Origin of the sequence: Brachyspira pilosicoli, assembly GCF_036997485.1 — a bacterium.
Classification (GTDB): Bacteria; Spirochaetota; Brachyspiria; order Brachyspirales; family Brachyspiraceae; genus Brachyspira; species Brachyspira pilosicoli_C.
The window spans coordinates 239993-264843 of sequence record NZ_JAWLPU010000004.1 but is presented as its reverse complement, the minus strand read 5'-3'; the positions used below and the strand labels follow the sequence as shown (position 1 = coordinate 264843).

Below are 24851 nucleotides of genomic sequence, written 5' to 3'. Positions count from 1 at the left end.
GGTAAAAACTTTGACGAAGTCCGCACCGCGACCGAAGGAAGTGCCTGCGACTGAAAGAAGTACCTTTAGGTATGGGTGCAAGCTGCAAGAAAAAGAACAACAAAAAATTGACAAACTTTAAAATTTTTAGTATAGTTCATTCTATGCTATCAGATAAAGATTTTAATAAAATTATTTCTTGGGCTTTGGAGTTAAAAATAGAAAATTTCCCAAGAAGCAAAGAAGAATTAGAGAATATTGAAGAGCTTGATTTGTATGGATTGCCTTGTAATTTATTTTTAGATGAAATTTCTAAATTAAAATCATTAAAAAGAATTTGGTTTATGTATAATGATTTTGATGAAATACCGAATTTTATTTATAGTTTAGAAAATCTTGAAGAAATAAATTTATCTGGAAATAATATTAGTTTTATTGATGATGGAATATCAAATTTGAAAAACTTAAAAATCTTTAATATTTATGAGAATAAAATAAGCAGTATATCAAAAGAAATTATAAATCTAAAAAAATTAGAAGTTCTTAATATAAGCGAAAATAATTTAAATAATATTCAGGAAGAAATTTTTTATTTAGAGAATATAAAAAATTTAGATTTAAGTGCAAATAAAATTACTAATATTGATTTAAAAATTTCAAATTTAAAAAATATAAAAGCTCTTGATTTATCGAGCAACAATATAGAAATTATACCTAAAGAAATTGCTTATTTAAAGAAGCTTAAATATTTAAATATAAGCTATAATAAATATAAAACTCTTCCTGAAGAATTATTTAATTTAACAAATTTACAAACACTTTTAATAGGTTCTAATAATTTAAAAGAACTTTCTGATTCTATTTGCAAATTAAAAAATTTAGAAGAATTACATATTCTTTCAAGTTCTATAAAAAAACTTCCTGAATTAAAAAAGTTGAAAAAATTAAAAGAATTAATTCTTATAGATACTAAAATAAAAAATAAAAATATTTTTGATAATAAATTTTTTAAGTCTGTCAAAATTATATTTTGAATTTTAATTATTTTGCAGGGCTTTGCCCCTGCGAAGCGTGCCCGTAGGGTAGCACCCCAGTTCTTTTATTGGTATAAAAGAAGCAAAACAACTGCATTTTTAACTAAAAAACAATTATTATATAATATTTTATACATATTATTAGAATTCTAACAATTGCACTTTTTGCAACTTTTTGCGGCGGGAAAAAGTTGAATAAAATAAAAACTTTTATGACAAAATATAATTTTTTAGATATATTAAAAAATCAATTAAACTTCTTTATCTTATCTATACAAGATTTGTATTCTTCGTCTGTAATCTCATCTAATATATTAACATAAGGGTTTAACTTCTGATGTAGCTTTGTAAAATAACTATTATCCCATTTTATAGGTTTTGTCCACATGCCTTCACTGTCCATTATAATAATAGGAGTGCCTTCAATTTGAGGTATATCTTCTGGAGAAATATCGCTATGCAAAATATTATCCAAATCAAGCTCTCCATTATCATCTTCTATTTTATATGAACCATCATTTTGTAAAGCATATATTGTATAGTATTGCTGATGGGCATTTGTTTCAATAATCTCTTGAGAATACTCCTCTCCTTTTGCAACTTTGTAAACCAAATCATTAAACTCGAAATTATCTATTCCATATCTTTTTAATAATTTTTTATTGTAAATCTCATTTTCAAGGAGAGTAATTAAATGAAAGCAATTATTAGTATCAGCAGTTTCAATAAAAAATCCCCTCTCAACCTTTGGAGATAATACAAGTATTTTAGTCTTTAATGAAGCATCAATTCCAACATGCAAATATCTCATACTAGGAATATAAGTTTCTATATACTCTATATATTCAGTAGGCTCTAAACTTCTAAAATATTCACGAAGATTAAGATTGCCGCATGTTAAAGTCATAATCGCAGGTATCATAGTATCAATACCAGTAAAAGAAGCAAGTGCCTCATAATCTATTCTATACATTATATCAATATCTAAATTCTCTATATCATCAGTTGTTAAATCATCTTCATCTATATTGTATGCTAAAGCAGCATCGTTTATATATTTGCAGGCATAATAAATATTTTTGTAAAATAAATCTATTATTCTTTTACCAATCTCTTCGTCAATATTATCATCATGATAAAATGAATGTGCAATAAAATTAGAAGCACTAAAAGATTTTAATATATCCATATCATTAAGTGAAAGAGAAAGCTCTTTACATATTGCAGGCATCTCATCAGAATGTTCTAATTCTTTTAATTTTAAAAACTTTTCATTTTTTTTAATTAATTTTGTATCTTGAACTTCATCTATATTAGATTTTTCTTTAGCATATTCCAAATAATCTTTTAAAATAGTATTCATAAATAATCCTAATAAAAATTGAAAGTATTTGGATTATATCATAAAAAAGGAATATATGGTATAATTAAAACTAAAAAAATAGCATAAATCAAAGCAGGCAAAAAATCCCCAGTTTTAATCTTTGTAATATTTAGAAGATTAAGCCCTATCATCATAACCGTAGCACCCCCAACAGCAGAAACCTCATTAAGCATAGTCTGAGAAACATAAGGCTCTAAAAAAGAAGAAAGCAAAGTTAAAGCTCCCTGATAAACAAATATGCTAATTACAGAAAAAGCAACCCCTATTCCATAAACCGTTGTCATAAATATAGCAACAAAACCGTCTATCACGCTCTTAGTAAATATTAAATCGTAATTACCATTAGTGCCAGCCTGAAAAGAACCTACTATAGACATAGAACCAGAACAAAAAAGTATTGATGATGTTAAAAAACCTAAACTAAAATTCCCAGCATTATCTTTAAATGAAAAAGTCTTTTTTATAATTTTACCAAAAGATTCAATTTTCTCTTCTATAGAAAGCATAGTACCAGTAAGTCCGCCAAGCATAATAGATATAGCAAATATAAGTATATGCTCAGTTATAATAGCCATAGAAATACCTATAGTTAAAGATATAATACCCGCAGAAATAAATACAACTCTCTCATATTTTTTTGATAAATTATTTTTAAATATTATTCCCACAATAGAACCAATAAAAACAGCAATCATATTAACAAATACAGCCAACATATTTTTATCCTCATAAAAAATAATAAATTAATATACACTAATAAATTTATAAGTTTCTTAAAAAATTATAATCTTACAAATTACACCAAATATTCAAAAAGTTTTTGTTACAGTAAAAATCTAATATAAGTTTTGCAAAAAATACAGATTTAAAAAATATAATTCTTTAGCATATACAAATAAAAAAGGGCTCAACTTAATTATTTAAGTTAAACCCTTTGATATTTAAATCAAAATAATATTAGCTCCAAATAATAAGCTTCATATCAAATTTGTAACTCAAATCTTTATTGTATGGATACATCCTTATAGCAAAACCGCTCTGTCCGCTATTGTTGCATACTAAAGCTCCGCTAAATGAATGTCTTCCATTACCTAAATCAGCAGAATGTTTCATTTCAATTATAGAAGGCTCTATAATCTCTTCTTTCATGCTTAATTTACCATAATAAAGCTCAACTCTCACAGAATCAGGTGCTATATCTCCAAGATTTACTATAGTTTTTATTTCAAATTTGCTTCCAACTTTCAAATTTCCTGAAGGCATTTCAGAAATAGTATTTTCAAAAGAAACCTTAGACCATTTAGAATATATATTTTCTTTCCATTCTTTTAAAGCTTTAGGCTTTTCAAAGTCATTTTTAATCATATGCAAATATCTCTTGCTTGCTTTATTATAAAACTTATTATAATAATCAGCAACCATTCTATTTGTAGAAAATACAGGACAAACAGTTTGCATACTCCATTTCATAGCAGCAACCCATTCACGAGGTATATCATCTCTTCCTCTGTTGTTATAATAAAGAGGAATAATCTCATTTTCTAATACATTATATATAGCCTTGCTCTCAACATCATCTTGATACTCTAAATCTGAATACTCTTCTCTATTACCAATAGCCCAACCATTTTGAGCGTCATAAGCCTCATCCCACCAACCATCTAATACGCTGAAGTTCAAACCACCATTAGGCGGAACTTTCATGCCGCTTGTACCGCTAGCTTCTAATGGTCTTCTTGGGTTATTAAGCCATACATCAACCCCCTGAACCATATATCTTGCTACATTAATATCATAGTCTTCTAAAAATACTATATGGTCTCTAAAATCTTCTCTTCTGCAAATTTCAGATATCTCCCTAATAAGCTCTTTACCGCCATTATCGTGAGGGTGTGCCTTACCAGCAAATATTATCTGCACTGGCTTATCTTTATTATTTAATATCTTTTTTAATCTGTCTAAATCTCTAAATAATAAAGTACCTCTTTTATATGTAGCAAATCTTCTCGCAAAACCAATAGTTAAAGCATCAGGTGACAATATTTGGTCAGCATGCTCTATTTCATTTTTTGTAAAGCCTCTGTTTGTAATTTGAGATTTTAATCTAGTTCTGCAAAAATCTATTAATCGCTCTTTTCTTCTCTCATGAGTTTTCCAAAGTTCAGCATCAGGTATTCTTTGCACCCTCTCCCAAACCTCATGCTCTAAAGGCTTAGTTCTCCAACGAGGACCTAAATATCTATCTAATAAGTTTTGCATATCAAAAGATATCCAGCTTAATGTGTGAATACCATTAGTAATAGCATCAATAGGAAGCTCATTTTCTGGCACCCCTTTCCATATATCTTTCCACATAGCCCTTGAAACATGACCATGAAGCAAACTTACTCCGTTATTTTCAGCAGACAAATTAAGTGCTAAAACTGTCATACAGAAATTTTCTTTATTGTCATCAGGATTAATTCTTCCAAGTCTTAAGAACTCATCCATAGACATGCCAATATGTTTAACATACTCGCTAAAATATTTCTGTACCATATCCATAGGAAATACATCGTTACCAGCAGGCACAGGTGTATGTGTTGTGAATACGTTAGAACTATAAACAACCTCTCTTGCAGCATTCTTATCAAGATGATTGTTTTCCATAAGCTGTCTCATTCTCTCTAAAGAAAGAAAAGCACTATGTCCTTCATTCATGTGATAAATAGTAGGTTTTATTCCAAGTTTATTTAATGCCTTAATACCTCCAATACCAAGAAGTATCTCTTGCTGTATTCTTGTCTCTAAATTACCGCCGTAAAGCTGAGCTGTAATATCTCTGTCTTCTACACTATTTTCTTCTATATTAGCATCTAAATAATAAAGCTCTATTCTTCCAACATTAGCCTTCCAAATTTGAGCATAAACTTTTCTTCCAGGCAAATCAACATCAACTTTCATTGTCTCGCCGTTTTTATCTAACACTTTTTCTAATGCTAAATTAAAAAAGTCATTTTCTATATCATATTCCTGCTGCCAACCATCAGCGTTCAAATATTGTCTAAAATATCCTTTTCTATATAAAAGTCCAACAGCAACAAAAGGCAACCCTAAATCACTCGCAGACTTCAAATGGTCTCCAGATAATATTCCTAAACCGCCAGAGTAATTTGGCAAAGATTCATGCAAACCATATTCAAAAGAAAAATATGCAATCTTTTCATTTTTAGTCTTTTGAGAATCATCTAAACTATCATACCAAGTTTCTTGATTCATATATGTCTTAAACTCATCATAAACTTCAGCTAAGTTCATCATAGCTGCATCATCATGAAGCATAGTATCGAAACATTCCTGTGAAGATTCCCCTAAAAGTCTTATAGGGTTATGGTCTTTTTTATCCCAGTTATCAATATCTATGTTCCTCAATAAATTAATTGCTTTTTGATTCCAACACCACCAAAAGTTTTTAGTTATCTCCATTAATGGCTCTAACTCTTTTGGTATAGAAGGTGAAACCATATATTTACTTACTTTCATAAATATTACCGCCCCTTAAAATTTAGATATTTCATTGTATAATATTTTATAATAAAAGCAATGTATTTTTATACATAGCTGTCATTAATAAAATACATATCTAATATTATCGCATTAATATGAAAAAACAAAAAATATTTTTTTATAACTTTTAGTTTTTTTAATAAATAGTTCTTTACTGCTATTCTATAATAATAAATATAATTTCTCATTGACTTTTATTCTTGCTCATTTATAATCAACTTTCATTACATATACCATTATAGGCTATATTTATTTTAGGATTTTAAAAATGCAAGAAAATAATAAATTAATAAACAATATAGATAATATAAATACTAAAATAAGAAAAATATTAGAAAATAATTTAATAGCAAATCTAATTATTATTGCTATAGGTTTTATCGCATCATTAGCAATGACTATATATTCTTATTTAAACATTGTAAATATTGATAAATTAATTGATAGTATTTATAGTAATTTTAATATTTTATTTATAGAGAGTTTTTATTTTTATATATTTTATTTTTTCTGTTTTAGTTTAATATTCAATATTAATTCAAAGTTTAATTTAAGAAATATTGCTATAATATTTTTATCTTTTTTATTTGTATCAATTATCAATTTAAGCACTATTTTCTTTGCAGCAATTGGTACTATTGAAAACATAAGAGTATATTCACAGTTCTATTATATTAAATATATATTTTCTATTATCATATTTTTCATAATAATAGGTTTATCATATAATGGTTTTCAAGTATTAAATTCTAAAACTATTTCAGAGTTTTTTACATTTTCTGCAGATATATCAATATTTGCATGTTTAATAGCGGCTGTAATATCAACAGTATTTGGAATATTTGCAACTATAGTTATATTTTTAATAAAAGATATTTTTAATATTTTAGATGAAGAGATTATAATAAAATTAATATTATTATCCATATCATTTTTAACTTCTATATTTCCTTTTTTGGTATATATAGTTTACAGAAAAATGAAAACTAATATTTCTATATATTTATCAAGAATATTAATGCCTTTTAGTTTATTATTTATATTTATACTTTTGCTTCTTCTATTAATGCCAGATATAAGACCTTATGATAACAGAGTTACTTTTGTACTTTATAATATTATGCTTGCTGTAATTGTATTAAATATGTTCTTTGTAAGAGTTGATTATAAATCAAGTATATTTACTAAGGCTTTATATATCGTACTTCCTATAGTGGCAATATTGTTTGACATATTAGTATTAACTTCTTCTTTGTATAGATTAGCAGAGTATGGAATTACCCCAAACAAAATAACATTAGTAGGTACAAATTTGGTTATGCTTGGCAATTTAGTTTTTATAACATTTTTTAATATAAAATCTATTTTAAATATTTTTAAAAACAATGAAGATATAAAAGATATTAAAAACATCACTATAGGAGACACTAAAAATGTGCTTTATATATATGTTTACGGAGCATGGGCTTTTATAGTATGTTTTATAATGCCTTTATTTTATAATTTATTTAGCTGATATTTTTTATTAAATACAAATTACTTTCATTGTACTATTTTATATAATTGTTTACATAATATTTATATTTAAAGCTAACAGATGAATGACCGACAATAAATACTGCAAAGCATTGAGCTATGCAAATATTATAACTTTGAATAAGTTATTAATCTTTTGGAAATAATCTATTTTTTAAATAAATTATTTTAATAATTAAATTTTAACTCATTTTTATAAAAACAATAAAAGCCAAGGATTACAAATATGAGAACTAAAATATTTATAATTATTGCATCCGTAGTATTAATTTCAAATAATCTGTTTGCTGGATTCACATTAGACTTTCTTGCTAAACTTGGAGTTGTTGGAAGTTTTACAGATTTAACAGAGAGTGTACTTGAAGGAAGAGGTGATTTAAATTTACAATTAGGATATCATTTTCCAATAGGCAAAAAATTTAAAGGTATAGATTTATTATTTGATACAGGAATTAATTTTGGTTCTTTATCTGTGAGAAATAATCCAAGTGATAAATATAGCATAAACCAAATGGATATAATGAGCATCAATACTGGTTTAGCTTGTAAATTTGTAGTAGCTCCTATATTTTTTGAAAATGCAATGAATGTTAATCAATATAATGTATATGGTATTTCAACTGGTGCTAAATTCACACCTTTTATAGATGGTCTTAATGAAAAGCTTAATCAAGTTCCAATATCTTTATATGTAAACTTATCTGCTGAGAGAAGAATATACACTTATGATAATCGTGCTCTAGTAGTAGGCATTAATCTTTTTTATGAATATATGTTTTTTAATAAAAATGATGTATCAAAACTATTTGCTTCAAGAAGTATAAGTAAACATCATTCTATTGGAGCATTAATTAGTGTAGGATTTCATTTTGGAGAAAATTAAAAAATAAATAAAGGGCTTGTAAATATGCAAGTCCTTTATTTTTTATAACAATATTAAATATCATCAATTATCTGTATTAACTTTAAAATATTCTAATTCAGATGATAAATTATTAGCACCATTTACAACCTCTTTTCCTAAAATAGCACTTTGATTTGCCAATTCTGAATTCTCCTGAGTAATCTCATTTAATTCATTCATAGCAACATTGATTTGTTTTACACTATCTTCCTCTTCAGAAGCTGCTTCATATATATTAACTAATATATCAGAAACCTCTTTAGCAGATTTTTCTATCTCTAAAAGTATAGCTAAAGATGATTTAACCGACTCATCTCCTATTTCTATTTTAGAAACAGTTTTATCTATAATGTTAGTAATATTACCAGCCGCCTCATTAACATTTTGTGCCAATGCTCTAATCTCAGAAGCCACAACAGCAAATCCCCTTCCCTGCTCTCCAGCACGTGCTGCTTCAACTGCTGCATTAAGTGCTAATATGTTTGTCTGAAAGGCTATTGATTGTATTAATTTTGTAATATTAGAAATTTCTTTGCTTGACTCAGAAATCTCCATCATGTTATGTGATATTTCATTAACGGCATTAACTCCGTTTTTGGTAGACTCTGTAACTTTAGAACTCATATTCTTAGCTTCAAATGAACTTTTTGAAGTATTTGATATAGCCGAGAATAAATTTTCTATAGAACTTGTCATCTCCTCAACAGCAGCAGCCTGAGCTGAACTTCTATTCGATAAATCATCAATTCCTCCTGATATCTTTTCAGAAGAAGTATTTATAAGTGATATATTGGTTTTTAATTTAGAAAGTATTTCATAAATTATATTTTGCATATCATTAATAGAATTAGTTAAAACTCCTGCTACATCTTTTCTCGCTAAATCTTTTTTATTAAATTTATTATCAAACTTTCCCTCTTTCATAAGCTTCATTATATCAATAGCCCTGTATAAATTATTAGATAAAGGTATCACTATTTTTGCCACTAATAAACATTCCAAAATTATAAGGAGAACTATACATAAAAATAAAGAAAGCATTAAAAAATTAAACTGTGAATAAAACGGCTTAGCACTTCCTTTAAATACCAATAACCAAGGAGCATTATCTACCCTTTGAATAGAATACCACTCATCTTTTATTATATCCAAGTCCCCAATATGTGATAACAAGTTACCCTTAAAATTAGCAAAAGTCTTATAAGTAAATAAATTATTTGTTTCATTTAATATATAATTATCATTAGTATGAGTCATAAAAATGCCATTCTCAGAAACAATATAAACCTCTTCTTTAAAATTCTTTTTTAAGCTTTCTGCTATGCCGTTTATATTATCAAAATCTACAGCACATACACCTTTTAAAGAGTTATTAGTATAAACTGCTTTTGAAAATGTTACAGTAAGATTTTTAGATACATAATCGATATAAGGATTGCTTATCATTATATCATTAGTTGTAATAGATGCTCTATACCAATCTCTTGAAGTTTGGTCATACGTTGCTGGGAAATCTTCTAACGAATTTATAAAAATACCTCCCTGAGAATAAGGTACAGTATCTCCAAAATAAATATTTAAATAACCTGAATCAAGTTTTTGAACATTAGTTAAAAAATTACCAACTTCAACCAAATTAGGGTTAGACTCTAAATATGCCCCCATAACATATATGGTGTTTTTTAATTCATCAACATAACTTTCGGTTCTTGTTTTTGCTTCTAATAATTCTAAATACCTTTCATTTAAAAATCGTTCTCTATATAAGGGCTTATAAATAATAAAAATTGCTAAGAATAATAGTAATAAAAATATTATAAAAGGTGCTATAAATTTCACCATTAATAAATTTTTCATAAATAAACCCCTATATAAAATTAAAACCGTTAGGTTTAGATAATAACTGTTATTAGAAATAAAGTCAAAAGCTAAATAAATTTTTTTTAAAAAAAATTATTTTATAAAATGCCATACTATGTAATTTAGTAAAATATAATTAAATTACATATTTACAAAATAATTTTTAACTACTATAAAAAACTACTTACTGTATTTTTCTAACATATTTTTCATTTCATCCTCAAACTCTATATAGAATTCTAAATCTTCATTATTTATAGATGGGTCTGCTCCGTTTTTTAATAAAAGCTCAAATATATCATCTTTGTGATTTTTAGCAGCTACAATTAATGCCGTATTTCCTTCAGGGTCTGCAATATTAAGATCAGCATTATTTTCTATAAAGAATTCTACAAGATTGATATTATCTCTCCTTACAGCCATCATTAATGGAGTATATCCGTCCCTTCCTTTTTTATTAATATCTGCATTATTATCTAATAATATCTTTGCAATCTCTACCTTTTCTACAACAGTTAAAGCTGTAAGCCCGCCATCATCTTGAAAGTTAACATCCCCTCCTTCAGATATATATTTATTTATTTCATCAGTTTTGGAATATAAAACATCAAAAATAAATTGAGTATTTTTTTTATATTCATCATCATGATACTTTCTAAAAATTTCATACATCTCACCATTTCCATTTTCATCAGCATAATATGAACATCTTCTTCCATAACCATCTCTTGCAAATACATCGGCTTTATTTTTTATTAAAATTTTTACTATATCAAGATTATCATTAAGAGCAGCAAGAATTAAAGCACTGTAGCCTGATTTAGTTTGAATATTAATATCAGCATTATTTTCTATCAGCAAGTTTAATATTTTTTTAGCATTGCGGGAAGCAGCATACATTAAAGGTGTAGCATTTTCATTATCTAAAGCGTTTACATCAGCCCCCCTTTTTATAAACTCTAAAGCTATATCAAAGTTATCATCATTATTAGCAACATATTCTAAAGCTGTTTTATTTAAATAATTTTTAAAATTAACATCAGCATTATGCTCTAATAATATTTTTATTATTTCTTTATGATGAAACTGTGAAGCTAAAAGCAAAGCATTAGAACCTATTGAGTCATCTGATTCATCTATTGTGTTATTAATATCAATTCCCTCAGCAATATATTTTAAAACTTTATCAATATTATTTTCAGCAGCAGCATATAAAAATTGTATTTCTCTTGATGAAGCTTCTTTTATTAAATCTGTTATTTCTTTTACATAATTACTTCTACTGTATGCCATATCTAATGCAGTTTTTCCAAATTCACTTTTTAATGTTAAATCAGGATTATATTTAAGAAGAAGTTCAACAATATCTCTATTTCTTTCTTCTACTGCATGCATTAGAGGCGTTTCTTTTCTATGGTCTGATAAATTTATGTCGGCATTATGCTCTAATAATATTTTTACTATATCATAAGAATCAGCATCACAAGCTAATATTAAAGGAGTTTTTTTAAATTCATCTTGCACATTTATATTAGCATTATACTCAAGAAGAACTTTAACTCCTTCAATATTTCTTCGTTCGCATGCATTAAGTAAGGCTGTATTTTGATTGAAATTATTTTTTATTTCAGTATCAGCACCGTTTTCTAATAAAGTCCTCATAAAATCTTTTTTTTCTTCATCGTAAGAAGCAAGCATCAATGCTGTAGAGCCTTTGCTATTTTGAGCATTTATATCTGCACCATATTCTAATAATAATTTTATTATTTCTATACTAGGGTTGTTTTCTATAGAAATATAATATATAAACGCTGTTTCGCCTCTTTGATTTTTATAATTAGGGTCATAACCATTTTCAAGCAATATTCTAACTATTTCAGTATAATTTTGACTGCAAGCTATCATCAATGTTGTTAAATAATTTTTTTCTAATTTAGTCTCTATATACATATCTGCTTTATATTCAAGAAGAATTTTAACAACATCTAAATTGCCATAAATACATGCATATATCAAAGCAGTATAATTATAATTGTTAGTTATATCTACAGAAGCATTATACTCCAATAAAAGTTTTACTATGTCAGTATTTCCTTTATAAGAGGCAATCATTAAAGGAGTGTATCCTTCTTCATTCTTAAAATCAATTTCAATATCTTTTTTTTCAACATCTTTTTTTTCAATATCATTTTTATTATTTTCAATTAATATTTTTGCTATTCCAAATACATTTATATTTACATAATTATTTTTATTCAATAAATATTTTATTTGCTGAATATCGCCCTCTTCTACAGCATTGAAAAATTCAATTTTTTCTTTATTTGTAAACATCATAAATCCTAAATTTATAATTTTTTAAACAAAAAATAAAGTTGCATAATACTTATAGATAGTATATTAAAAAAGAAAGAAATATCAATAAATATATGTTTATAGACTAAAAAATACATAAAAAATCTTATAAATACATAATAAACATAACATTTTCCAAAAAATTATAAAAAAATATCTAAAGTTAATAAAAAAAATTAATAATTAATTGTCATAAACCGATAATATATACTAGTTCAAGGATGGACTAATAAACAATTTTCACGGAGGAACCATATGGTTATCAATAATAATATCAGTGCAATAAATGCACAAAGAACTCTTAAATTCCGCCAAGTAGATTTAAGAAAAGACGCAGCTCAAATATCTAGCGGTATGAGAATCAACCAAGCTGGAGATGATGCTAGTGGATTAGCAGTATCTGAAAAAATGAGAACACAAATCCGCGGTTTACGTCAAGCTGAAAGAAACACTCAAGACGGTATATCTTTCATTCAAACTACTGAAGGTTACTTGGAAGAAACTACTAACATCCTTCAAAGAATTCGTGAATTAGCTATACAAGCAGCTAACGGTATCTACACAGATGAAGACAGACTTTATGTACAAATCGAAGTTTCTCAATTAGTAGATGAAATCGACAGAGTTGCTTCACAAGCTCAATTCAACAAACTTAATATGTTGACTGGAAGATTTGCTAGATCTACAGGAGAAAATACTCCTACAGCTTCTATGTGGTTACATATCGGTGCTAATATGGACGAAAGAAAACGCGTTTATATAGGTACTATGAACAGCCAAGCTCTTGGACTTAAAAATCCAGTTGGACCTGCTACTACTGCTACTTTCATTAGTGTTTCTAACCCTTCTAAAGCTAACAGTGTTATAGGTATGGTTGATGAAGCTCTTCTTAAAGTATTAAAACAAAGAGCTGACTTGGGTGCTTATCAGAACAGATTAGAAATGACTGCTCAAGGCTTAATGGTAGGCTTTGAAAATATGCAGGCTTCTGAAAGCAGAATTCGTGATACAGATATGGCTGAAGCTTCAGTTAAACTTGCTAAAGACCAAATTCTTAACCAAGCTAACTTGTCTATGCTTGCTCAAGCTAATCAGTTACCACAAGGTGCTCTTAGATTATTACAATAATAATAGCCTAATAGCTTAAAAATAAAAAGGGTGTTGCTTTAATAGCTTCACCCTTTTTTATTATACTAAATTTATTTCAATTATTTACTTAATCCATAAAAAACTACAAATTATAAAAATACTATTTTAACAGTTTATCACCATCTTAAATTGATTCGATATCTCCTTCTTTATAGCCTGCAAACTTTGTGATATAGATGATTGACTCACATTAAAAATCTTCGCTAACTCCACCTGACTCTTACCCTCTGAAAATAATTTTAATAATTGCTTTTGCTTTGGTGAAAGTATCGCCACAACCAAATTTGAAAGCCTCTCATATTCTACATAACTTAAACTATTTGTATAAAGTATATTATCCAAATCCTTATCTGTTAACACCACTTCCCTACAATAATCTCTATTTTTCCTAAACTCTCTCTTGCCGTATCTAATCTTCTTTAACATCTCATCGCATAATTTTACACAAGTATTATATTTAGGACATAAATTACACATTATTAATACTCCTTTAATACATATAAAATATCTTCTAAAAGCATAGCTGAATATTCAATAGATGTATCAAAATTAAGCTTCTTTACAGCATTATCAACATCTACCCTCATTATAACCCAATCCTCCCAATTAACTTTTTTATTGTAAAAATAATCATCATCGTCAATATTATCTAGTATTATTTTTACAAGTTTTTTGTTATAATTTTTAAACTTTCTTGTTGGCGGTTTATTCATAATAGCTCTCCCAAACTAATGTATAGTAATATACTGTATATTACTATAGTAGTTTTATATACTATATACTCTTTTTTTTCAATAGCTATTTTGAAGTTTTTTAACATTTTTTTATATTTTTTATGTTTTTGATATTTTTTAGTTTTCTATTAGAATAGTTAATAAATTATATATAAAAGAGCTGTATGATGATAAAAGAAGAAAATAAATATGTATGTAAATGTAAAGAATTATCCATTGAAGAGATAGAAACATTAAAAAATTAATACGGATTAAAAACACTAAAAGATATAGTAAAGAAGACAAAAGCTGGTACAGCTTGCGGGGGATGCAGAAACCGTTTAAAGGAGCTATTTAAAGACAATTTAAGATAAAAATATTATAATTCTACATATCCTCTGTAGGCATATCTTGCTTCACCTTTCATAAAAACGCTATTATCTTTATAAGTTAATATCAAATCTCCCCCCAAAAGGTGATTGAGTATAATATTGTCAGTTCTTTTACTAATAAATCCAGCTACACAAACGGCAGAAGCTCCTGTACCGCATGCTAAAGTTTCAGCACTGCCCCTCTCCCAAGTTCTCTGTATAACTTCAGCCCTATTAATAACCTGTACAAATTCAACATTAGTTCTATTTGGAAATATATCATTATTTTCCATAAAGCTTCCAATATCATCAATTTTCATATTTTTAACATCATCTACAAATATAACACAATGCGGATTACCCATAGATACGCAAGTAAAATAATAAGTTTTTCCATTAAAAGTAATAGGTTCATCTATTATTGGAGTTTTATCTATAGTAGTTGGTATTTTTAATCCTTCAAGTATAGGAGAGTCCATATTTATCTCTACACTATCAACTTCACCATTCTTTATAAACAGATTAGCCTCAAGCACTCCCCTCAATGTTTCTATTTTCATAGGATTATTTTTTGATATACCATTATCATAAGCATATTTTGCTACACATCTTATACCATTTCCGCACATTTCAGACTCAGAACCATCATAATTAAACATTCTCATAGTTACATCAGCTATTTTACTCGGCATTATTAAAACAATACCATCAGCCCCAATAGAATAATGTCTATGACTTAAAATTGGAGAATATTTTTTGGCATCTTCAACGGTAAAATTCTCTTTAAAACAGTCTATATATATATAATCATTTCCTATACCATGCATTTTAGTAAAATTCAAAGTCATAACAACACTCCAAAAAACATTAAAAAATATTCGGCTTTTAGTAAAAAATTTTGCATTTTATTTCAATTTTCATACTTTATTATTTTCAGCTGCTGCTCCACAAAACATCTGCTTATTTTGCGACCTAAGGGAGTCCTTCAGGACAAGCGAAAGGAATACTTTAGTGCAAACTAACGAAATTTTTTTAGCCGTAAATGCATAAAAAAATTTAATAACATCTATATTGCAAAAACAAATGTATTTATTTCTGTATATATGTTATTATTTTACTTTAATTTCTATAGTTTTAGTTTTTACTCTGCCATTTGCAACAGTTACTGTTATAGAGCCTTTTTTGTTGTTAGATTTTACCCAGAAAGAGTAATATCCGCCCTCAAGTACAGGGTTATCATTTCCTATTAATTGTCCAGAGCCTTTAACATCTATTTTTATAGCTTCATTAATATATGGAAGTCTATTTCCTATTGCATCAACAGCTTTTACTGTTATTCTTGTAGCGTCCCAAGCAGAACCATTGCTTACAGCATTAATTTCTTTGTCATCAGCAGTTACTTCCAATTCCTTGAAAGTAGGATTTTTTAAGAAATGCTTCTCTATTACAGCATTACCGTCAATATATCCAATAACTTTAGCATCTTCCCAATTCATAGCACTAACACCCGGAATATTGCTTTCTATCTGCATAATAACAGGAGGATGTTTTAAACCTTGATATTTTCCAGAAGCAGGATACTCTTTTGCTAATAGTATATTTTTATAATAGAACTCCACATAATCACAATTTGTAGCAATCATTAAAGGAGATATTCCGCCTATAGCTCTCTCACCTCTTGCATATATAGTAATAGGCTCTAATACAACACCATTTTTATTGTTCATTTGCGAAGAGTATACATTTGCAGCTAATTTCTTATTTCTAAACATATCGCAAACACCATGGTAACATATTCTATCGCCTGAACCAAAATCATAATGCGTATGATAATCAAAAGCACACCATCCAGTAGAACCAGATATATGATTATCTATAGCAACAGCATTAATAACATCAAAATGTCTTTTAGTATGCTCTATCAAACGCTCTTCAGAGTCTTGCATCTTAGTAGGGAACATGTGACCATTATATTCTGTTATCATATAAGGCACATTTTTATCTAATTTTGTTACAAATTTTTGAGCTCTTATAGGGTCATTAATACCATCACAATTAAAATCATTCATAGTATATACATCTTCTAAAAGTTCGCTTCCCATTATATACCTAACACCGCCTGTTTGTCTTGTTTTGTCTAATTTGTGAGCTACTTTGTTAGTTTCTTTGTAAAAATTATGATTATCCTGACTCTCATTAATTCTCACTCCCCATATAATAATAGAAGCATGATGGAAATCTCTCTCTATCATATCTTTTACATTTTCTATAGCAACTTTCTGCCACTCTTTATCTCCTATATGCTGCCAGCCGGGTATCTCTTCAAAAACCATAAGCCCTATTTCATCACATCTATCCAAAAAATGTCTTGAAGCAGGATAATGAGATGAACGAACTATATTAAGTCCTAAATCAAATTTTAATATATCAGCATCTTTTTTCTGCATTCTTGCAGGCATAGCATAACCAACATAAGGAAAACTTTGATGTCTGTTTAAGCCTCTTAATTTTATTCTCTCTCCATTCAAAAAGAATCCATCTACACTAAACTCAACATCTCTAAAACCAATATTTACACTAACAGCATCTTCATTAGAAAGAGAAGCTTCTAATCTATAAAGCCTAGGGTTATTAACATTCCAAAGCTCTATTCTATCACTGTCAATATATTCTTTTATGTTTATATCAGTAAATAATTCATCTTTTTTCAAAGTAATTTCTTTCTTTATTTCGCATATATGATATTCTCTGTTATATAGATTTATAAATAAAGTTTCCTTTTTATCTTCTTTTTTACTGTTTCTTATTCTAATTTTTCCATTAATGTTTTGTTTGGCATCCCCTATCACCATAACATTCTCTATAGAAACTTCATCAACTATAATAATTTGCACTTCTCTATATATACCACCATAACATAAATAATCTATTTCATTTCCAAAAGGCGGAATATCTTTTCTCTCTGTGCTATCAACTTTAACGGATATAATATTATCTCCATCAACTAAAGAATCTGTAATATCATGAACAAAAGGTAAATACCCTCCTTTATGTTCGCCAAAGCTTTTTCCATTAACAAACACTTCCGCAGCAGCCATTACCCCTTCAAAGTTTATTAAAACTCTCTTATTTAAAAAATCATTTTTATTATAATTAAACACATTTTGGTATCCTGTAACAAGCCAAGTATCTTCTTCATAAAAATAATGAAGCGGTATTTCTTTTACAGTATGCGGCAAAGTTACGCTTGTTGATTTAATAATATTATTTTTTATATCATCGCTCCAGCTTTCTATAAATTTCCAATTAGTATTAAAATCAATTACTTTTCTCATAATAGTTTACTCCAATAAGGTGTATAAATTATATGATTTTTTATTTAAATAAGTAAAATAATCATAATTTTATTAAAAAATATGAATTATTGTATATTTTTTAGTATAAAAAAGCAAGCATTCTTTATATTAAAATTACCGCTATCCAAAAAAAATAGATAAAATAAAAAATTAAATATACTAACAAAGTATATTTATAAAAAATATAATAATAATCAAATAGATTTAAATATATATTTTATCATTAATGAAAGCCTTGAAAAATAATTATTTATGCTGTATTTTATAACAATTAACATAATAATTCGGAGAATAAAATGATGAGTAATGAAGATTTAAACGAAGAGATAAATACATCAGGTTTCGACGCTATCACAGAAACATTTGAGAAAATATATCCTGAACAAAAAGAACCTCTGCATTACAGACCTATAATAAGTTATATGCTAGGCGGAAAAGACCCTCTTGACGGAATAAGTATTTACAGAGGAAATGGATACTATCATTTTGTTACTTACGGATTCAGTGAACTTTATGAAAAAGAATCAGAGAATAAAGAGTATAGCGGATTTGGTTTTGAACTTACTTTCAAATTAAAAATGAATGAAAAACAAATTAATAATACAAAAGATGATGATACTCAAGATAATGAAATAAAAACTGCAGTAGGATTTTTACAGCAATTAGCAAAATATTCATTTGAAAGCGGTGCGGTTTTCAATCCTTATGAATATATATGGACTAAACAAAAAGAAGGAATTGATGCCGAACAGAAATCAAAAATCACAGGCTTTATCACTATACCAGATGAAGCAGGAGAAATAAATACTCCAAATGGAAAAGTTATTTTTGTTGAGCTTTTAGGGGCGACAGATGCTGAGCTTAATGCTATATATGATAAAAAAATTACAGTAAAAGAATTGGCTAAAAAAATAGGAACTGATATAACAGATTATAATAGAGAATCTTTATTATAAATTATAAAAATTGATTATTAAAAAACTAAATTATAATTTATCAAATATTAATAAGTATATACTAAAATTTTTTGAGTTTGTCAATTTTTTTAGTATACAGCAAAGAATTATATTTCGTCATCTAAGTTTTTGTTTTATTCAACTTTTTCCCGCCGCAAAAAGTTGCAAAAAGTGCAAATTATTTCACTTATTCGTATACATTTCGCAAAAGTGCAAATATTTAATTTTTATATCTAAGAAATATATAAAAATAATACAATATATTTTTAGATATACTTCATAAAAATGCAGTTCTTTTGGTTCTTTTATACCAATAAAAGAACTGGGGTGCGGGGCAAAGCCCTGCAAAAAATAATTTTGACAAACTTAAAAATTTTTAGTATATTACAAAATTTTTTATTTAATAGTAATTAAAACTTGAAAAATTGTTGTTTATATTATATTCTATATAAAATACTATTAATAATAATTATTAATTTTTATAAATAAATAAAATTAAAAAGGATAATATTATGAAAGCATGGAATGGACTTTTAAGAGAATATAGAGAATATTTACCTATTACAGATAAAACCCCATTGATAACCTTACATGAAGGGAATACCCCTTTAATAAAAGCTGAAAAGATAGGAAATGAACTTGGAGGAATAGAATTATATTTTAAATATGACGGACTTAATCCTACAGGTTCATTTAAAGATAGAGGAATGGTAATGGCAGTTGCTAAGGCACTTGAAGAGGGTTCTAAAGCTATAATGTGTGCTTCTACAGGAAATACTTCTGCATCTGCTGCTGCCTATGCTGCAAGAAGCGGTATACAATGTATAGTAGTTATTCCAGATGGAAATATTGCTTTAGGAAAGTTAGCACAGGCTTTGATGTATGGTGCTAAGGTTATAGCTATTAAAGGAAACTTTGATGAGGCATTAAAAGCTGTTGTTGATATTACAAATAAATATCCTATTACATTAGTAAATTCATTAAATCCTTTCAGACTTCAAGGACAAAAAACTTCTGCATTTGAAATTTGCGATACTTTAGGAAAAGCTCCTGATTATTTAGCTATACCTGTTGGAAATGCTGGAAATATATCTGCTTACTGGATGGGTTTTAAAGAATACAAAGAAAACGGAAAGGTATCAAACTTACCAAAGATGATAGGTTTTGAGGCTGAAGGCTCTGCTGCTATAGTGCAAAACAGAGTTATAGAAAATCCTCAAACATTGGCTACTGCTATAAAGATAGGTAATCCTGCAAGCTGGAAACTCGCTGTTAATGCTGCTAATGAATCTAATGGTTTTATAGACTCTGTTACTGATGATGAAATATTAGAAGCTTATAAAATGCTCACAAGAGAAGAAGGTATATTTGCTGAGCCTGCTTCTGCTGCTTCTTTGGCTGGAGTTATAAAAACTTATAAAGCTGGCAAACTTAAAAAAGGCGATGTTGTAGTTTCTGTATTAACAGGTAATGGACTTAAAGACCCTGATAATGCTATAAAAATTTGCAATGCACCTATAAAAGTAGATAACAATATAGAAGAGATAAGAAAAGCAATAGGAATATAATTATGGATAAATCTAAAAATAATAAATCTAATAAAAAATTAGTAACTTTCAAAATACCTGCTACTTCTGCTAATATTGGTTCTGGTTTTGACAGTGTGGGGCTTGCTTTAGATTTATATAATGAAATACATATATACGAAAATGAAAACTCTAAAAAAATAGAATTTGAAATAACAGGCGAAGGTGAAAAAGAGATATCAAAAGACAATAATATGATACTTGACGCTATGAAGCTCGTATATAAAAAATTAAAAGCAAAACCTGAAAAAGGATATATTATAAAATGTATAAATAGAATACCTCTTTCACGAGGGCTTGGAAGCAGTTCTGCTGCAATAATTGGCGGGCTTCTTAGTGCTAATTATATATTAGGAAATAAACTCTCTCTTGAAGATGATATATTAAATATGGCTGTTCAGCTTGAAGGGCACCCTGATAATGTTTCACCTGCCATACTTGGAGGAATTATATCTGGTGTTGTACGTAAAAATGAAGATTTTAAATATGTTAAAATTAATGCTCCAAAAAATTTAAAAGCAATAGTAGCTATTCCAAATTTTCATTTAAGCACTGAAATAGCAAGAAATGCTCTACCCAAAGATATAAGTTTTAAAGATGCTATATTTAATATTTCAAGAGCAGCACTTCTTACTTCTGCATTAGCTTCAAATAGGCTTGATTTACTTGAAGTAGCTACAGATGATAAACTACATCAAGATTATAGAGCTAAATTTATTCCTGGGCTTAAAGAATTATTTAAACGAACTAAAGAGTCAGGTGCTTACTCTGTTACTATTAGCGGAGCAGGTTCTTCAATATTAGCATTGGTTAAAAACGATGAAAATATTATTAAAAAAGTTTCTAATGCAATGAAAGAAAGTTTTGCTAAAAAGAAAATAGAATCAGAAATAAAAGTTTTAAATATTCCAAACAGAGGAATAATAGTTATTTAATAAAAATGCAGTTCTTCGCGAAGCGTATCCGAAAGATATAAGCTTCTTTTATACCATACCTAAAGGTACTCCTTTCAGTCGTCCTGAAAGAGCCCTTTGGTCATAAAAGAACTGGAGTGCTACATTACGTGCACGCTTCGCAGGGGCAAAATCATGAAATAACTAAAATAAAGGAGTTAAATATTTTTAATATATATTAAAAATATTATTTTCTATCAACTTTTTCCCGCCGCAAAAAGTTGCAAAAAGTGCAAGTATAAAATTAATACAAAGTCATAATAATTTTATATGCAAGATGAATTATTTAATTTAATCACATCTAAAGGTGGACACCAAAAAGTGCAAATGTTTCAATTTTATATATAGAAAATATAATAAAGGGGCTTTTTAAAAGCCCCTGAAAAGTTTGTTTATATTGCAAGCTAAGCCCATTATAATAAGAAGCGTAACAACACAACTTCAAATGTAGAATCTTTACTAAGGTATGCTTATTTTATTTTTTAACATTCTCCAAATAGCATTTTTCTATTGTCTATAATATATAGCTTTAATGTAATATTAATAGTAATGTTTAGTACTAATTTATTTATCCAAAAAAGTATATAATATTTACACCACTTAATATTATTTTAAGTAATCTAAATATGGTTTCTGTAATGCTATCATTCTATCTACCATCTCTTCAGTGTTTTTACATACATTAACTACAGGATTTGCAAGTATAGCTTGTATAGCATATTCTTTTTTATGATGTATAGCAGCTTCTGCAGTTAAATCATATACACTTACATAGTTTCTTAATAAAGATAAATAACCCTTAGGTACATTATTGAGTTTTACACCTTTAAGACCATCTTTACTTACTTCGGCAGGTACTTCTACTGCTATCCAATTAGGAAGGTCTTCTATTAATCCATCGTTTAAAATATTTACAGCCTCTTCTACATATTTATTGTTTGTAACTATACCATCTATTATGCTTGAAGCTCTCTCTTTTACTTTTAATTCTATTTTTGGCTCTGCCTGTGATAATACTGTCTTATATAAATCATAGAAATCTAATATACCCCTATGATCAACAACGTCCCAAGCCCAAGATACATATTCTCCAAAATGACTATCTACTGTTATAGGCAATAATTTATATTTCTCTAATATTACTTTTAAAAGTCTTCTGTCAGCCCATATAAACTCACCTTTTAATTTCTCTTCTATAGAATGGTCAAAACTCTCTGTTTTTGAGAAGGCATTATTTTCTATAGCATATTTTAATAAATCACTATAACCTACTTCATGCTCAAAATAACTATGTGCATTTTTTAATACTTCAGGATATAAATCTTTTCCTGTTTTTTTATCTTTTATCTCTAATAAACAACTAAAATGGTTAAGTCCGCCAGCTTTTATCTCAAAATCTTCATAATTCATTTTTAATATCTTTGGAAGCCATTTATGAAGCCAGCCTATCTCATGACACATGCCTATAAACTTAGCATTAGGATAAGCTCTCTTTACAGCTGTACATATAGCTGTCATAGGGTTAGAAAAATTAAATATATAAGCATTAGGACATATATCCATGGCATCTTTTACTATATCTAAAATAGGCGGAATAATTCTTAAAGAATGAAATACTCCTCCAGGTCCTCCATTTTCCCCATAAACTTGATGAATACCGTATTGCATAGGTACTTTCCAATCTTCATCCCATAATTTAAATCTATTTCCTACTTCTATAGAACTTATAATAAACTCTGCATTTTTAAAAGCTTCTTTTCTATCTGTTGTAGCATCAACAGTAAAATTTAAACTATTAGCTGCTATAAACTCTTTTACATAATCATATACCTTTTTCAAGGCATCAGGGTTAATATCAAGCAAAGTAATATGAGAACCTTCTAATGACTTTGTTGAAAAAATATCCCCAAGCATATCGCATCCAAATTGTGCACTTCCTGCACCTACTAAAACAAATTTCATATTTATATCCTTCATAATTAAATTTTATTTATATTATTTTGTTTTATACAAATAATATTATACTCAAAAAAATTATTATTTCAATAAAATGAAACTATTTTTTCATTTTTTATATAAAAAAATATCATTTTTTTGATAAAAAAATAATTATCAAAACCTCTTTTATATTGTTTATTATAAAAAATGTTTTATAATAATTCATTAGTTAATCATTTTAAGGAAATATAATGGGGCAAAAAGAAAAAATAGAAAATATTGCAAATATGCTCAATATTGCTGAAACTACTGTAAAAAGGTTTTTTTATACTCCAGAAAAACTACACACCGACACTTTCAGAGAAATAATGTCAGTTTTAGCTAAATATTATCCTGAAGATTTAAGGACTATTGTAAAAAAAGATTATAGAGATATATTATTTATACTTAGAGATCATAATTTAATGATAGTTTCTGACATTATAAAATATCTTCAAAAGATTTCTTTAAAATATAATATTACTATTAGATTATATGAAAATGCTGATAATATACCTTTAAATATATTACTAAAAAAAAATAAAAAAATATGGAATGATATCAGAGGTATAATTAGTTTGGCAATAGAAACAAAAGAAAGTACAAATGATTTTTTAATACCTACAGTATTTTTAAATATGCCGCAGCAAGAATACGGACTTAATATAGATGTTAATGATTATTTAGGCGGAAGGTTAGCTATTGAACATTTATACAAAAACAATTGGAAAAAACCTATATTTATTACACATTGTGATTTAAGCGGAGATGTAAAAGAAAGATATGATGGTGTAAAAATGGCATGTAATGATTTTAACATAGATTGCAAATTAATAACTACTAATAATTTTTCTATGGAAGAATCTTATTATGCTACAAAAAATGCTTTAAATGATAAAAGTATAGATTCTATATTTTATTTTTGCGATCAGATGGCTATAGGCGGAATAAAAGCAATAGATGAATTAGGGTATAAAATGGGTGAAGATATTGGAGTTATTGGATTTGATAATTTAGAGATATCTGAATTTTTAGGGTTAAGTTCTATAGACCAAAAATTGTATGAAAAAATATTGTATAGCGTAGAATATATACTGTTTGGGAATGGACAATTATTTACAGAAAAATCTTCAAAAATAATTTATAACCCAGAAGTCGTAGAAAGAAAAAGCTCTATAAAGACGGTATAGAC

General features: G+C 27.4%; 18 protein-coding genes and 1 pseudogene. 9 read left to right on the top strand and 10 right to left on the bottom strand.

Annotated elements, in window-relative coordinates; translation table 11 throughout:
* The first annotated feature begins 71 nt into the window (after positions 1-71).
* Entirely contained in the window at positions 72-1013 is a 942-nt protein-coding gene (locus R4I97_RS11315) for a leucine-rich repeat domain-containing protein (RefSeq protein ID WP_335785142.1), read from the top strand.
* A 247-nt stretch (positions 1014-1260) separates the two neighbouring features.
* Here R4I97_RS11315 and R4I97_RS11310 read toward each other — a convergent pair whose 3' ends face one another.
* The 3 genes from R4I97_RS11310 to glgP form a co-directional block, all read right to left on the bottom strand.
* Positions 1261-2376 carry a hypothetical protein gene (locus tag R4I97_RS11310; protein ID WP_335785141.1) on the bottom strand — a complete coding sequence of 372 codons (1116 nt, stop codon included), beginning with the start codon at positions 2374-2376 and terminating at the stop codon, positions 1261-1263.
* A 38-nt stretch (positions 2377-2414) separates the two neighbouring features.
* Positions 2415-3113 (bottom strand): DUF554 domain-containing protein, encoded by a 699-nt coding sequence (locus tag R4I97_RS11305; protein WP_335785140.1) that lies wholly within the window; start codon positions 3111-3113, stop codon positions 2415-2417.
* Between the two features lie 241 nt (positions 3114-3354).
* Positions 3355-5919 carry an alpha-glucan family phosphorylase gene (gene glgP / locus R4I97_RS11300; protein ID WP_335785139.1) on the bottom strand — a complete coding sequence of 855 codons (2565 nt, stop codon included), beginning with the start codon at positions 5917-5919 and terminating at the stop codon, positions 3355-3357.
* A 292-nt stretch (positions 5920-6211) separates the two neighbouring features.
* Between glgP and R4I97_RS11295 the strand changes: the two genes are divergently transcribed.
* Complete coding sequence (locus tag R4I97_RS11295) at positions 6212-7459, top strand: hypothetical protein (protein ID WP_335785138.1); 1248 nt, start codon at positions 6212-6214, stop codon at positions 7457-7459.
* 246 nt (positions 7460-7705) lie between these two features.
* Positions 7706-8362 (top strand): hypothetical protein, encoded by a 657-nt coding sequence (locus R4I97_RS11290; RefSeq protein WP_335785137.1) that lies wholly within the window; start codon positions 7706-7708, stop codon positions 8360-8362.
* A 63-nt stretch (positions 8363-8425) separates the two neighbouring features.
* Here R4I97_RS11290 and R4I97_RS11285 read toward each other — a convergent pair whose 3' ends face one another.
* Together R4I97_RS11285 and R4I97_RS11280 are read right to left on the bottom strand one after the other, a co-directional pair.
* A complete protein-coding gene (locus R4I97_RS11285) occupies positions 8426-10240 on the bottom strand; it encodes a methyl-accepting chemotaxis protein (protein WP_335785136.1) in 1815 nt (604 codons plus the stop codon).
* Positions 10241-10423: 183 nt separating this feature from the next.
* Positions 10424-12577, bottom strand: a complete 2154-nt coding sequence (locus tag R4I97_RS11280) for an ankyrin repeat domain-containing protein (RefSeq protein WP_335785135.1) — start codon at positions 12575-12577, stop codon at positions 10424-10426.
* Between the two features lie 276 nt (positions 12578-12853).
* Here R4I97_RS11280 and R4I97_RS11275 point away from each other — a divergent pair, with 276 nt between their 5' ends.
* Entirely contained in the window at positions 12854-13726 is an 873-nt protein-coding gene (locus R4I97_RS11275; protein WP_295298534.1) for a flagellin, read from the top strand.
* Positions 13727-13852: 126 nt separating this feature from the next.
* Here the strand turns inward: R4I97_RS11275 and R4I97_RS11270 are convergent, their stop codons facing one another.
* Positions 13853-14224, bottom strand: a complete 372-nt coding sequence (locus R4I97_RS11270; protein ID WP_335785134.1) for an ArsR family transcriptional regulator — start codon at positions 14222-14224, stop codon at positions 13853-13855.
* A gap of 2 nt (positions 14225-14226) precedes the next feature.
* Positions 14227-14460, bottom strand: coding sequence for a hypothetical protein (locus R4I97_RS11265; protein WP_013243180.1), 234 nt, complete (start codon positions 14458-14460; stop codon positions 14227-14229).
* A gap of 188 nt (positions 14461-14648) precedes the next feature.
* Between R4I97_RS11265 and R4I97_RS11260 the strand changes: the two are divergent.
* Positions 14649-14834, top strand: a pseudogene (locus tag R4I97_RS11260) ((2Fe-2S)-binding protein).
* A gap of 5 nt (positions 14835-14839) precedes the next feature.
* Here the strand turns inward: R4I97_RS11260 and dapF are convergent.
* Positions 14840-15679: a diaminopimelate epimerase gene (gene dapF, locus R4I97_RS11255; RefSeq protein ID WP_335785133.1), complete on the bottom strand. Its 840-nt coding sequence runs from the start codon at positions 15677-15679 to the stop codon at positions 14840-14842.
* A 261-nt stretch (positions 15680-15940) separates the two neighbouring features.
* Positions 15941-18166, bottom strand: coding sequence for a glycoside hydrolase family 2 protein (locus tag R4I97_RS11250; protein ID WP_335785132.1), 2226 nt, complete (start codon positions 18164-18166; stop codon positions 15941-15943).
* Between the two features lie 317 nt (positions 18167-18483).
* Between R4I97_RS11250 and R4I97_RS11245 the strand changes: the two genes are divergently transcribed.
* From R4I97_RS11245 to thrB, 3 genes are all read left to right on the top strand, one after another.
* Positions 18484-19143, top strand: a complete 660-nt coding sequence (locus tag R4I97_RS11245; protein WP_335785131.1) for a suppressor of fused domain protein — start codon at positions 18484-18486, stop codon at positions 19141-19143.
* 512 nt (positions 19144-19655) lie between these two features.
* Positions 19656-20711: a threonine synthase gene (thrC, locus tag R4I97_RS11240; protein ID WP_335785130.1), complete on the top strand. Its 1056-nt coding sequence runs from the start codon at positions 19656-19658 to the stop codon at positions 20709-20711.
* A 2-nt stretch (positions 20712-20713) separates the two neighbouring features.
* Positions 20714-21664 carry a homoserine kinase gene (thrB, locus tag R4I97_RS11235; RefSeq protein ID WP_335785129.1) on the top strand — a complete coding sequence of 317 codons (951 nt, stop codon included), beginning with the start codon at positions 20714-20716 and terminating at the stop codon, positions 21662-21664.
* 624 nt (positions 21665-22288) lie between these two features.
* On the opposite strand, the gene R4I97_RS11230 is transcribed toward thrB, so the two are convergent.
* A complete protein-coding gene (locus tag R4I97_RS11230) occupies positions 22289-23644 on the bottom strand; it encodes an alpha-glucosidase (protein WP_335785128.1) in 1356 nt (451 codons plus the stop codon).
* Between the two features lie 227 nt (positions 23645-23871).
* On the opposite strand from R4I97_RS11230, the gene R4I97_RS11225 reads away from it, so the two are divergent.
* The gene (locus R4I97_RS11225; RefSeq protein WP_335785127.1) at positions 23872-24849 is read left to right on the top strand and encodes a LacI family DNA-binding transcriptional regulator; all 978 of its coding nucleotides are present in this window, start codon (positions 23872-23874) and stop codon (positions 24847-24849) included.
* Positions 24850-24851 lie beyond the last annotated feature (2 nt).